We start from the raw sequence: 11,006 nt of genomic DNA, 5'->3' as shown, positions 1-11,006 counted from the left end.
ACCCACACGATGGACCATTGAAATTCCGGACCGATCGGTTCAGAACTATCTCCCATGGCCCGTCCCGTGGAATTCGACCGAACCCTCGCCCGCGATCGCGCCCTGCTCCTGTTCTGGCGCCGGGGCTACCAGGCCGCCTCGCTCTCAGACCTGCTGGCCGCCATGGAGATCAGCCGGAGCAGCTTCTACGCGGCCTTCGGCGACAAGCGCGGCCTGTTCCTGGAATGCCTGGACCTGTTCGCCGAGCGGACCCTGAACTTCCTGAACGGGACCCTGGAGACGAGCCCGCCGCTGGACGGCCTGAAGCGGTTCTTCGAGATGGGCCTGGGGCGCATGGGCGACGGCGAGTCCCACTGGGGCTGCCTCCTGGTTAACACCAGCCTGGAGATGGCCGGGGTGGATGACGCCCTGAGTCAACGGGCCAGCGCCCATCTGGCGCAGGTGCAGGCCGCCTTCGAGGCCAGCCTTCTGAAGACTGGATGTTCGCCACAGAAGGCCGCCGACCTCTCGGCCGTGCTCATGCTGCTCCTGGAGGGCCTGCGCGTCTCCAGCCGGCGCGCCCTGCCCCCGGAAACGCAGCGCAACCAGATCCACACCGCCTTCCGCATCGTTGATGCGGCCCTCTGACCCTTGCGATCCAGGTGAGTCCCGATGAAACACGCCGTCCAGATCGAAGTCCTCCGCGAACTCCTGCAGCAGCTCGATGAGGGCGTGAACGCCGACGCCGGCGGCGTCCGCGCCGCGCCGGCCGAGACCTATACCTGTCCCGACTTGGCGAAGAAGGAATGGGTGCGGTTCTTCCGCGGCCACCCCCAGGTGGTCGGCATGAGCGGCGACCTGCCCGAGCCCGGCAGCTTCATGACCACCGAGGACTTCGGCGTCCCCGTGCTGGTGACCCGCGACCGGGACGGCGTGGCCCACGCCTTCCTCAACGCCTGCCGCCACCGGGGCTCGATGGTCGAACAGGCGCCCAAGGGCCGGAAGACGCTGTTCACCTGCCCGTTCCACGCCTGGACCTATGACGCCGCCGGCGCGCTGGTGGGCCTGCCGATGGAGGCGCATTTCGGCGCCGTCGACCGCGCCTGCCTGGGCCTGGTGGAACTGCCCTGCGTCGAGCACCTGGGCTTCCTGCTGGTCCATCCCGCCCCCAAGGGCGTCATCGACACCGAGGCCCTGTTCCAGGGCGTGGCCGAGGACCTCGAATCCTGGGGCTGGGACCGCTATGTCGTCGGCCTGGAACAGACCCTGGACATGAAGCTGAACTGGAAGCTCGCCACCGACACCTTCGGCGAAACCTACCACTTCAAGCGGCTGCACAAGGACACCCTGGCCAACACCTTCCACGGGGATGTGCTGTCCTATCGAAGCTATGAGCGGAACCACAGGATGATCCTGTGCCTGAAGGCCATCGACGCCCTGCGCGACAAACCCGAGGCCGAGTGGCGCATCGAGGACGGCGGCTTCCCGGTCTACTTCCTGTTCCCGAATGTGGTGGTCAATGTGGGCGCCCATCGCATCGCCGTGGTGCGGGTCTATCCCCACCCCGACGACCCCGGCCAGTCGGTCTCGAAGATCAGCTACTATTTTGCGCCCGAGGTGCTGGCCGAGAACCCGGAATTCGCCATCGCCTTCTCGGAAGGCTTCACCCGGGTCGTCGCCGCCGAGGACTACGCCACCGCCGAAACCACCCAGCGCGCCCTGGCCTCAGGCCTGCTGCCCGAGGTCCTGTTCGGCCGCAACGAGCCGCCCCTGCACCACTATCACAACACCTTCCGCAAGGCTCTCGACCTGGAGCCCCTGCCCTTCCTGGCTCCAGCGGGCTAACCGCCTACCAGAGGCTGGCCTGGGCCCGCGCGGGCCATTGGCGGTCGTAGTCTTCGCCGCCCTCCTGGTGGTCGGACATCGACGCCAGGATCTCGCCCGGGGTGGGCAGGCTGTCTGGGGCCACGTGGTGGGCGGCGTCCCACAGGCGGGACCGCACGATGGCCCGGGCGCATTGGAAATAGACCGCCTGGGTTTCCAGTACGATGGCGCATCGCGGCGGTTTTCCCTCCACCGCGAAGCTGGCCAGGAGATCCCCGTCAATCGACAGGCGGGCTCGCCCATTGACCCTCAGACAGGTTCCGGAACCGGGGATCAGGAACAGGAAGGCGGCGCGCGGATCGCGCACGATGTTGCGGAGGCTGTCGCAGCGGTTGTTGCCGCGGCGGTCGGGCATCACCAGCCGGTTCGGCGCCTCGATCCGCACAAAGCCCGGCTGGTCGCCCCGCGGGGAGCAATCCAGCCCCTCCGGCCCGCTGGTCGCCAGGGCCACGAAGGGCGAGGCCTCCACGAACGGGCGGTAGAGCGCCGTCACATGGTCGGCGACCTTCACCGTCGAGGCGGCGTTGGCGGAGCCGTAGAGGGCCTCCAGATCGGCGATGGTTTCAATGAACGACATGACGCCCTTCCTTAAACTTACCTGTGAGGTCGAGCATCAGGATGACGCATCTCATGGCTGGAAAACCCGTGAAGGCCCGACGCAGGTGTTGCCGGGCCTTCATCTATCTGGTTCTAGCGGGTTAGTTTGAGGAACCCCGGGTTATTCACCACCTGAGCCATAAGGTCTTGAACGGTCGGCGCGAAAGCGTTCGTGGCGTTGGTGCAGGCAGCTTCAGCGACATAGCTGGTCTTAAAATTACGAACCGCAGTTACATGGTACCCCTCAGGATCCCGATTGGAGCTCACTTGCATCCCTAAGGTCCATGACCCAGTTCCGAACGTATTCACCTCGAGCTGATCAATCCTGCCATCGATGATCACGGGTGATTCCACGCTATATACGCCCGCCGTGAATAGGTCCGTCTGAAGTGCGTCCTTCAGGTATTGCTCGAGACTTTTTCCGGCGGTCACATCAAGCGAGCCCACCATTCGGCAACCCGGCGCCTCAATCCCCGGCGCTGCAGAGAATTCACCCACGCGAACGGTAGCACCGCTGGGCTTCAAGGCAGATTGGAACGCAAGGATGTTCGCGGTCGCCGGCGTATAGGCAGATACGGGAGACGTCGTGTTGCAGGCAGCCAGCACGCTGAACATCGCCGCTGACGCAGCCACAACCATGATTTTCTTGATAAGCAAAATACAGCCCCTGTTTGATTGAGGCCGAAGCTTAGCAATGGGGCTGCGCGCACGCCATGGGTGCATTGGAGCGCTCCGGCCTTTTGCGCTGCAACCACTGAACACCGCCATACGCTACGTCGCCCAAGACAAAGGCCGGCGTCGCGGAGACGCCGGCCTTGATCGCCACAGGTTTGCGGCGGTCGGGCGGCCCCCGCCTGGGGGCCGCTAGAGTCGCGGGTCGCCGTGGCCTTAGCCGTTGACGGCGTCCTTGAGGGCCTTGGCCGGCTGGAACGACACCTTCTTGGAGGCGGCGATCTGGACGGCTTCGCCGGTCTGGGGGTTGCGGCCCGTGCGCGCCGGCTTGTTCTGCACCTTGAACTTGCCAAAGCCCGGCAGGGACACTTCCTCACCGCTGATGGCGGCGTCGCGGATGGCGGCGAAAACGCCGTCCACAATCTGCTTGGCTTGCGCCTTGGTCAGCTTGTCGTCGACCGCGGCGACGCGATCGATGATGTCGGAGGTGTTCATGGATGGCTCCAGGTTGGGAATCGGCCTTGGACACTGCCAAGGCCTTGAGCGGGTGTCACCTGAGCAAATGGACCCAAGACCTACAATTCAAGGGATTTTTTGTTCAGTAAGGTGAACGGGAGGTTGCATTCGCCCCTTTTGGACCCGGATTGGGCGCCTCGACCCGTTCCTCCGACTCCAGGCACTATCGGCCCATGAGCGAAGACGCCCCCTTCCCCGACGGCAATTCCAGCCAGATGGCCTCCCCGTCCTACCGCCTGGCGGCCCTGGACCAGGACTTCCTGTTGGGGGATTCCATGCGCGGCGTCCGCTTCATGCTGGAATACGCCAAGGCCGAGGAGGCTCTGCGGAAGTGGGGCGTCCTGTCGACCATCGTGGTGTTCGGCAGCGCCCGGGTTCGCCCTGACGGGCCAGGCGAAGAGCCCGGCTGGTACGCCGCGGCCCGGGACTTTGGACGCCTGGCTTCGGAGCGCGGCGGCGCCCTTCTGAATGGCGCTGCGGGCCGACGCAATGTGATCGCCACCGGCGGAGGCCCCGGCGTCATGGAGGCGGCCAACCGCGGCGCCTCCGACATCGGCGCGCCATCCATCGGCTTCAACATCACCCTGCCCCATGAGCAGGCGCCGAACCCCTATTCGACCCCGGAGCTGACCTTCCGGTTCCACTACTTCGCCATGCGCAAGATGCATCTGGCCATGCGGGCCAGCGGGCTGGTGATCTTCCCCGGCGGCTTCGGCACCCTGGACGAATTTTTCGAGCTTCTGACCCTGCGCCAGACCCACAAGAGCCCGCCGATCCCCATCGCCCTCTTCGACGAGGCCTATTGGCGAAAGGTCATAAATTTCGACGCCTTGGTCGAACATGGCATGATCGCGCCGGCCGATCTGGACCTGTTCGGGTTTGCAGATACGCCTGAGGATCTCTGGCGAGTTCTTGAGGCCAAGGGGTTGCACGCGGTCGAATAGCGACCAACCTTCCCTACCGTCACAGTGGCGCCACGGTTTCGCCGCATCGTCACTCGGGACTCAATCGGAGGCTGTTCCCATGCTCAGGACCGCGCTCGGCGCCGTGGTCGCCCTCGCCGTGGCGGGCCTTGTCCTGCCAAGCCTGGCGATCGCCGACCAGATCGACCTCGTTCAGCCGCCTCAGGTCAGTGTTTCGATCGCCCCGGAGTTCCGCGAGAAGGCCCTCGAGACCTATGGCCTGACGGAGATCGAGCGGTTGGCCGACGGCCTGCGGGACGAGGTCGCCCGCGAGCTCGCCCGCACCGGTGTGATGGCGGGCGGTCGGGTGGAGCTGGTGCTCACCGACGCCAAGCCCAACCGGCCGACGCCCAAGGAGCTGGGCGACCGTCCCGGGCTCTCGTTCCGCAGCTTTTCCCTAGGTGGCGCGGCGATCAAAGGCCAGATGATCACCTTCGACGGCAAGGTCATGCCGGTCACCTTCAGCTGGTACGCCAGCGACATCACCGATGCCCGGCGCCAGGCGGTATGGGGCGACGCCCATTGGACCTTCGACCGCTTCGCCCATCGCCTCAGCCGCGGCCAGCTCTACGCCCTGCGGTGATCCAGGCTTGCCTCCGCGGGCAGGGCGTGTCTGATCAGGGCTTGGTAGAGTTCCCCCGCGAGATATTCCGTCATGTCATCTGAGCGTCGCTCGAGCTGGACCCTCGCGGCTCTGGCCGCTCCCTGCCTGCCATTGGCGGGGCTCGGCCTGCCCCTGGTGGTCTATCTTCCGGAGTTCTACGCCAATGAGCTCGGCCTGAGCCTCTCGGCTGTGGGCGCCGCCTTCATGGGGGTGCGACTTCTCGACATCGCCTTTGACCCGTTCATCGGCGGGGTCATGGACAAGACCCGGACCCGTTACGGCCGCTTCCGGCTGTGGTTCGGCATCGGCATCCCGATCCTGATGCTGGCGGCCTATATGCTGTTCATGGCCAAGCCGGGCGTCAGCGCCGGCTATCTGTGGCTCTGGCTGCTGGTCATCTATGGCGGCTTCTCCATAGCCACCCTGGCTCACCTGTCCTGGGGCTCGGTCCTGTCCCCCGGCTATGACGAGCGATCGCGGATCTATTCCTGGTGGCAGGGCGGCAATGTGGTGGGGATGATCCTGGTGCTCACCCTGCCCCCGCTGCTCGGCCTGCTGGGCGTGCCCGGCCACGCCCTGGGGGTGGAGGCCATGGGGTGGTTCATCATCCTGCTCCTGCCGCTGACCGGCCTCCTGGCGCTCTGGAAGGTGCCCGAACCGTTCATCGTGCGGCCCCAGCAGCGCTCTGGCCTGAGGGAGTATCTCGGCCTCTTCAAGCGCAACAGCGTGCGCCGTCTGCTGGCCGCCGACCTGGCCATCGGGACGGGACCGGCGATCACCGGCGCCCTGTTCTTCTTCTACTTCGAGCGCATCAAGGCCTTCGACAAGGCCGAGGCCGGCGGCCTGCTGCTGATCTATTTCATCGGCGGCCTGGTGGGCGGGCCCATCTGGACCCGGCTCTCCTACAAGCTCGGCAAGCACCGGGCCCTCGCCGTCTCGACCGTGTTCTACGCCATCGTCACCGCCGGAGCCCTGGTCATCCCCCCAGGCGCCTGGCTGATCGCCGCGGGCCTGATGTTCCTGATCGGCCTGCCCTTCTCGGCCGGCCCCTTCCTGCTGCGGGCGATGATGGCCGATGTGGGCGACGAGGAGCGCCTGCAGTCCGGCGCCGACCGCACTGGCCTGCTCTATGCGCTGCTGAGCGGCACGGTGAAGATCGGCTCGGCCGCCGCCATCGGGGTCACCTATGTGGGCCTGGACCTGGTGGGCTTTGACGCCCGGGCTGCAGGCTCCACCTCGGGCCTGCTCGGCCTGCAGGTGATGTTCCTCGCCGCGCCGGCCGCCCTGTCGCTGCTGGCGGGGTGGATCATCATGAACTATCCGCTGAACGCCGAGCGGCACGCCGAAATCCGCACAGCCCTGGAGGCCCGCGATCTGGCCGAGGCCGCCCCGGAGTTTGGCGCCGAGCCCAAGACGTCCGAGGAGATCCATGCCGTCACCCGCCCCGCCCAGTGACCTGCCGCCCCTGGAACGTCTGCTGGCCATCATGGCTAGGCTGCGCGACCCTCAGGACGGCTGCCCCTGGGACCTGGCGCAGAGCTTCGCCACCATCGCCCCCTATACGGTGGAGGAGGCCTATGAGGTGGCCGACGCCATCGAGCGGAACGATCTGGCCGATCTGAAGGAAGAGCTGGGCGACCTGCTGCTGCAGGTGGTGTTTCACGCCCGCATCGCCGAAGAACAGGGCGTCTTCGCCTTCGACGACGTGGCCCGGGCGATCAACGACAAGATGATCCGCCGCCATCCCCACGTCTTCGGCGAGGAGCGCTACGCCACCGGCGAGGCGCAGACCGCAGCCTGGGAGGCGATGAAGGCGCAGGAGCGCGCAGGCAAGGGCCGCGACCGCAGCCTGCTGGACGACGTGCCCGCCGGTCTGCCGGCCATGACCCGGGCCGTAAAACTGACCAAGCGCGCCGCCCGGGTGGGCTTCGACTGGCCTGAGGTCTCGTTCGTGCTGGAGAAGCTGCGCGAGGAGATCGGCGAGATGGAAGCCGAGATCGAGGCCGGCGACCAGGACGCCCTGCGCGGCGAGATCGGCGACGTGCTGTTCGTCATGGCCAACCTGGCCCGCAAGCTGGACATCGAGCCCGAGGACGCCCTGCGCGCCACCAACGCCAAGTTCGCCCGCCGCTTCCATTTCATCGAAGCTGCGCTGGCCGAGCGCGGCCAAACGCCTGAGGAGTCAGACCTGGCCGAGATGGACGCCCTCTGGGACGCCGCCAAGGCGGCCGAGCGGGCCTAGAGCGCGTCCCGAGACTAGGAGTCTAGAGCTCGTCGTCGCCCAGCGAAACGGCGCCCAGGTCGATCCGGGGGAACAGCTGCTCGAACTGGCCCAGGGCCTTCGGCGTCAGCCGGACGGCCATCCGCACAGCGCCGTCGTCGTCGGTGTGTCGATCGATCACCCGGCCGTTCTGATAGAGCCAGGCGATGGCGGCGCCTTCGCCGGCCGGCAGATGGGCCTCGACCGCCGGGGACTCATCGACGAGGTCGGCGACGGCCAGCAACAGGGGCGTAACCCCCTCCCCCGTCACCGCCGAGACCAGCAGGGCCGGCGGATGGGCGCGCCTGGCGTCGCCCTCGATCATCGGCCGGTCTTCGGCGTCGGTCAGGTCGATCTTGTTCCAGACCTCCAGCACCCGGCGTTCGTCCATATCGACGCCGAGACGTTCGAGCACCTCACGAACATCGGCGGCCTCGGCCGCGCTCTCGGGGCTGGCGATGTCACGGACATGGAGGATGACGTCGGCTTCCTTCACCTCTTCCAGGGTCGCCCGGAACGCCTCAACCAGTTCGTGCGGCAGGTCCGAGATGAAGCCCACCGTGTCCGACAGAATCGCCGGCCGGCCATCGGGCAGGTTCAGCATCCGCAGGGTCGGATCGAGGGTGGCGAACAGCATGTCCTCTGCCATGACCTCGGAATTGGTCAGGCGGTTGAACAGGGTCGACTTGCCGGCATTGGTGTAGCCGACCAGGGCCACCACCGGATAGGGCCGGCGCTTGCGGGCCGAGCGCTGCAGGGTGCGGGTGCGGCGAACCTCCACCAGCTCCTTTTTCAGCCGGCCGATCTTCTCGGCCAGCAGGCGGCGGTCGGTCTCGATCTGGGTTTCGCCGGGACCGCCCATGACGCCGAAGCCGCCGCGCTGGCGCTCCAGGTGGGTCCAGGTGCGGACCAGACGCGAGCGCTCATAGGAGAGCCTGGCCAGCTCCACCTGAAGCCGCCCCTCCCGCGTGCGAGCCCGCCGGGCGAAGATTTCCAGGATCAGGCCGGTGCGGTCGATGACCTTCACCTTCCAGGCCTTTTCCAGATTCCGCTGCTGCACCGGCGTCAGAGCGTCGTCGACGACGGCCACGTCGATCTCGAGCTCTTCGCAGAGCTCGCCGATCTCGGCCACCTTGCCCTTGCCGAACAGGGTGGCGGGCATGCGTTTGCGCAGGGGCGCGACCATCCCGCGGCGGATCTCGAGGTCCAGGGCAAGCGCCAGGCCTGCGGCCTCGTCGAGACGCGCCTGAGAGGACCGGGCGCCGCCGCGGCCTTCACGTTCGGGATGGATGATGAGCGCGCCCTGGACGGGCGTCTCATGGTCGATGGGTGGGGAACTCAATCGGTCTCGTCTTCCGCCGGCTCATACAGCTGGACGGGCTGGGCCGGCATAATGGTGGAGATGGCGTGTTTGTAGACCAGCTGGGACTGGCCATCCCGACGCAGGAGCACGCAGAAATTGTCGAACCAGCTGACCACGCCCTGCAGCTTGACGCCGTTCACGAGGAAGATGGTCAGGGGGGTCTTGGCCTTGCGGACGCTGTTGAGGAAGGTGTCCTGCAGGTTCTGCTTTTTTTCGCTCATGGCTTTTCGCCCTTTTCTCCGATCGAGGGGCCACGCGCCCCCACACACATAAGGCAAGCTAGTCCAACCCGGCGCCGCCGTGCAATCACGGTCGGCCCATCAGAGGGCGGTCTGCTTCGCCCGTTCGATATAGAGGCTCCGCAGGCGCTTCGCCACCGGCCCCGGGGCGCCATCGCCGATCGGTTGGCCATCGATCTTCACCACGGGCAGGACAAGGGAGCCCGCGCCGGTGATGAAGGCTTCCCTGGCCTCGGCCATCTCCTGGGGCGTAAACGGGCGCTCTTCGACCTTCAACTGCGCCTGGGCGATTACGTCGAGCAGGGTGTGGCGGGTGACGCCCCGCAGGATGTTGGCCCCGGTGTCGCGGGTGCGCAGGATCCCGGCCTGATCGAGGATCCAGGCGTTGGCCGAGGCGCCCTCGGTGATGAGGCCGGCCTCGTCGACGAACAGGGCTTCGGCCGCCCCCTGTTCGCGGGCCGCTTGGCGAGCCAGGACGTTGGGCAACAGGCCGACCGTCTTGATGTCGCAACGGCCCCAGCGGTTCTCCGGGGTGGTGATCACCGAGACCCCCAGCGCCGCCTTGGCCTCGGTCGCCGCCCGGTCCAGGGCCTTGGCGGTGATGACCACGGCCGGGCGCAGGGGATGATCGGGGAAGGCGTGGTCGCGGGGCGCGACGCCCCGGCTGATCTGCAGATAGATCAGGCCCTCGCGGACCTTGTTCCGCCGCAGCACTTCGCGCAGCACAATGGTCAGGGCCGCCCGCGACATGGGCTCGGGAATCCGCAGCTCGCCCAGGCTGCGCTTCAACCGGGCGAAATGGCCCTCGGCGTCGGCCAGCTTTCCGCCGAACACCGACCAGACCTCATAGACCGCGTCCGCCAGCTGATAGCCCCGGTCCTCGATGTGGACCGCGGCTTCCGAATGGGGGCCATAGCGTCCGTTCACATAGGCGATACGCCCCATGACTATTCGACGCCCTCCTCGAGCGCGCGGGCCCCGGAAAGACCCAGGGACTTGAGTTTGCGGTGAAGGGCCGAGCGCTCCATGCCGATGAAGGCCGCGGTCCGCGAGATATTGCCGGAGAACCGCATCATCTGAGCGCTGAGATATTCCCGCTCAAAGGTCTCGCGGGCCTCGCGCAGCGGCAGGGCGATGATCTTGTCGGCGCCCATCAGGCCGCCGCCGTCGCCGGGCGGCGCGTCGGACGGCACCATGTCGGCGGTGATCGGCTCGGCCGGATCGCCGGAGCTGAGGATCAGCATCCGCTCCACCACATTGCGCAGCTGCCGCAGATTACCCGGCCAGGGCCGGACCTGCAGCGAGGCGATGGCGTCTTCGGCCAGGATGCGCCGGGGCATGCCGCTGGCCTCGCAGATGCGCTCGATGAAGTTCTCCACCAGTTCGGGAATGTCCTCGCGACGTTCCGAGACGCCAGGCACGGCCACGGGCACCACATTCAGTCGGTGGAACAGGTCCTCACGGAACCGCCCTTCGGCGATCTCCTCGCGCAGGTTGCGCGAGGTCGACGAGATCACCCGCACATCGACCTGCACATCGGTGTCGCCGTTCACCCGGCGGAAGCGCTGTTCGACCAGCACCCGCAGAATGCGACTCTGCGTCTCCCGGGGCATGTCGGCCACCTCGTCGAGATAGAGGGTGCCGGCATGGGCGCGCTCGAAGACCCCGATCTTGCCCGGACGGCCCGCCTCGCCCTCCACGCCGAAGAGCTCCACATCCATGCGTTCGGGCGTCATGCCCGCCGCGCTGATGGCCACGAACTCGCCCTTGGCCCGCGGACTGCCGGAATGGATCAGCCGCGCCACGGTCTCCTTGCCCGAACCCGGCGGGCCGGCGATCAGCACACGGCTGTTGGCCGCCGCCAGCTTGGCGATCATCTGGCGCAGGTGCTGGGCGGGCATGGACTTGCCGATCAGGCCCTCGGGCATGA

13 protein-coding genes are annotated in these 11,006 nt (G+C 67.0%); 6 read left to right on the top strand and 7 right to left on the bottom strand.

The genetic code is table 11. The features are described 5' to 3' along the window. The first annotated feature begins 54 nt into the window (after window positions 1–54). Together Q7S93_RS16830 and Q7S93_RS16825 are read left to right on the top strand one after the other, a co-directional pair. Window positions 55–627 (top strand): TetR/AcrR family transcriptional regulator, encoded by a 573-nt coding sequence (locus tag Q7S93_RS16830; protein ID WP_304715382.1) that lies wholly within the window; start codon window positions 55–57, stop codon window positions 625–627. Between the two features lie 24 nt (window positions 628–651). Next, complete coding sequence (locus Q7S93_RS16825) at window positions 652–1,824, top strand: aromatic ring-hydroxylating oxygenase subunit alpha (protein ID WP_304715381.1); 1,173 nt, start codon at window positions 652–654, stop codon at window positions 1,822–1,824. A gap of 4 nt (window positions 1,825–1,828) precedes the next feature. Here the strand turns inward: Q7S93_RS16825 and Q7S93_RS16820 are convergent, their stop codons facing one another. The 3 genes from Q7S93_RS16820 to Q7S93_RS16810 form a co-directional block, all read right to left on the bottom strand. Further along, the gene (locus Q7S93_RS16820; RefSeq protein WP_304715378.1) at window positions 1,829–2,440 is read right to left on the bottom strand and encodes a pyridoxamine 5'-phosphate oxidase family protein; all 612 of its coding nucleotides are present in this window, start codon (window positions 2,438–2,440) and stop codon (window positions 1,829–1,831) included. 113 nt (window positions 2,441–2,553) lie between these two features. Continuing rightward, window positions 2,554–3,117: a hypothetical protein gene (locus Q7S93_RS16815; RefSeq protein ID WP_304715377.1), complete on the bottom strand. Its 564-nt coding sequence runs from the start codon at window positions 3,115–3,117 to the stop codon at window positions 2,554–2,556. Window positions 3,118–3,348: 231 nt separating this feature from the next. Beyond that, complete coding sequence (locus Q7S93_RS16810) at window positions 3,349–3,627, bottom strand: HU family DNA-binding protein (RefSeq protein ID WP_304715376.1); 279 nt, start codon at window positions 3,625–3,627, stop codon at window positions 3,349–3,351. A 194-nt stretch (window positions 3,628–3,821) separates the two neighbouring features. Here Q7S93_RS16810 and Q7S93_RS16805 point away from each other — a divergent pair, with 194 nt between their 5' ends. The 4 genes from Q7S93_RS16805 to mazG all read left to right on the top strand — a co-directional run bounded on the left by Q7S93_RS16805 (window position 3,822) and on the right by mazG (window position 7,456). Further along, the gene (locus Q7S93_RS16805) at window positions 3,822–4,592 is read left to right on the top strand and encodes an LOG family protein (RefSeq protein WP_304715372.1); all 771 of its coding nucleotides are present in this window, start codon (window positions 3,822–3,824) and stop codon (window positions 4,590–4,592) included. Window positions 4,593–4,671: 79 nt separating this feature from the next. Next, window positions 4,672–5,193 carry a hypothetical protein gene (locus Q7S93_RS16800; RefSeq protein WP_304715371.1) on the top strand — a complete coding sequence of 174 codons (522 nt, stop codon included), beginning with the start codon at window positions 4,672–4,674 and terminating at the stop codon, window positions 5,191–5,193. Window positions 5,194–5,265: 72 nt separating this feature from the next. Beyond that, the gene (locus tag Q7S93_RS16795; protein ID WP_304715368.1) at window positions 5,266–6,669 is read left to right on the top strand and encodes an MFS transporter; all 1,404 of its coding nucleotides are present in this window, start codon (window positions 5,266–5,268) and stop codon (window positions 6,667–6,669) included. Beyond that, window positions 6,644–7,456 carry a nucleoside triphosphate pyrophosphohydrolase gene (gene mazG / locus Q7S93_RS16790; protein WP_304715367.1) on the top strand — a complete coding sequence of 271 codons (813 nt, stop codon included), beginning with the start codon at window positions 6,644–6,646 and terminating at the stop codon, window positions 7,454–7,456. The genes Q7S93_RS16795 and mazG overlap by 26 nt, the downstream gene beginning before the upstream one ends. Before the next feature lie 22 nt (window positions 7,457–7,478). On the opposite strand, the gene hflX is transcribed toward mazG, so the two are convergent. From hflX to Q7S93_RS16770, 4 genes are all read right to left on the bottom strand, one after another. Beyond that, on the bottom strand, window positions 7,479–8,816 hold the full coding sequence (gene hflX / locus Q7S93_RS16785; RefSeq protein ID WP_304715365.1) for a GTPase HflX: 1,338 nt from the start codon (window positions 8,814–8,816) through the stop codon (window positions 7,479–7,481). Continuing rightward, window positions 8,813–9,058, bottom strand: coding sequence for an RNA chaperone Hfq (gene hfq / locus Q7S93_RS16780; RefSeq protein WP_293318910.1), 246 nt, complete (start codon window positions 9,056–9,058; stop codon window positions 8,813–8,815). The genes hflX and hfq overlap by 4 nt, the downstream gene beginning before the upstream one ends. Before the next feature lie 99 nt (window positions 9,059–9,157). Beyond that, window positions 9,158–10,021 (bottom strand): D-amino-acid transaminase, encoded by an 864-nt coding sequence (locus Q7S93_RS16775; RefSeq protein ID WP_304715360.1) that lies wholly within the window; start codon window positions 10,019–10,021, stop codon window positions 9,158–9,160. 2 nt (window positions 10,022–10,023) lie between these two features. Continuing rightward, a partial coding sequence (locus tag Q7S93_RS16770) for a sigma-54-dependent transcriptional regulator (RefSeq protein ID WP_304715358.1) occupies window positions 10,024–11,006 on the bottom strand: 983 nt, incomplete at its 5' end.

Source organism: Phenylobacterium sp. (assembly GCF_030646615.1).
Taxonomy (GTDB): domain Bacteria; phylum Pseudomonadota; class Alphaproteobacteria; order Caulobacterales; family Caulobacteraceae; genus Phenylobacterium.
Note: the sequence above shows the minus strand (reverse complement) of the source record. Positions and strands in the feature narration are given on the sequence as shown.

Excerpts from the sequence above, each read along its gene's own strand:
- Q7S93_RS16825 (WP_304715381.1), top strand. The coding sequence starts at position 652 with ATGAAACACGCCGTCCAGATCGAAGTCCTCCGCGAACTCCTGCAGCAG.
- Q7S93_RS16805 (WP_304715372.1), top strand. The coding sequence starts at position 3,822 with ATGAGCGAAGACGCCCCCTTCCCCGACGGCAATTCCAGCCAGATGGCC.
- Q7S93_RS16820 (WP_304715378.1), bottom strand. The coding sequence starts at position 2,440 with ATGTCGTTCATTGAAACCATCGCCGATCTGGAGGCCCTCTACGGCTCC.
- Q7S93_RS16830 (WP_304715382.1), top strand. The coding sequence starts at position 55 with ATGGCCCGTCCCGTGGAATTCGACCGAACCCTCGCCCGCGATCGCGCC.
- Q7S93_RS16810 (WP_304715376.1), bottom strand. The coding sequence starts at position 3,627 with ATGAACACCTCCGACATCATCGATCGCGTCGCCGCGGTCGACGACAAG.
- Q7S93_RS16800 (WP_304715371.1), top strand. The coding sequence starts at position 4,672 with ATGCTCAGGACCGCGCTCGGCGCCGTGGTCGCCCTCGCCGTGGCGGGC.
- hfq (WP_293318910.1), bottom strand. The coding sequence starts at position 9,058 with ATGAGCGAAAAAAAGCAGAACCTGCAGGACACCTTCCTCAACAGCGTC.
- mazG (WP_304715367.1), top strand. The coding sequence starts at position 6,644 with ATGCCGTCACCCGCCCCGCCCAGTGACCTGCCGCCCCTGGAACGTCTG.
- Q7S93_RS16795 (WP_304715368.1), top strand. The coding sequence starts at position 5,266 with ATGTCATCTGAGCGTCGCTCGAGCTGGACCCTCGCGGCTCTGGCCGCT.
- Q7S93_RS16775 (WP_304715360.1), bottom strand. The coding sequence starts at position 10,021 with ATGGGGCGTATCGCCTATGTGAACGGACGCTATGGCCCCCATTCGGAA.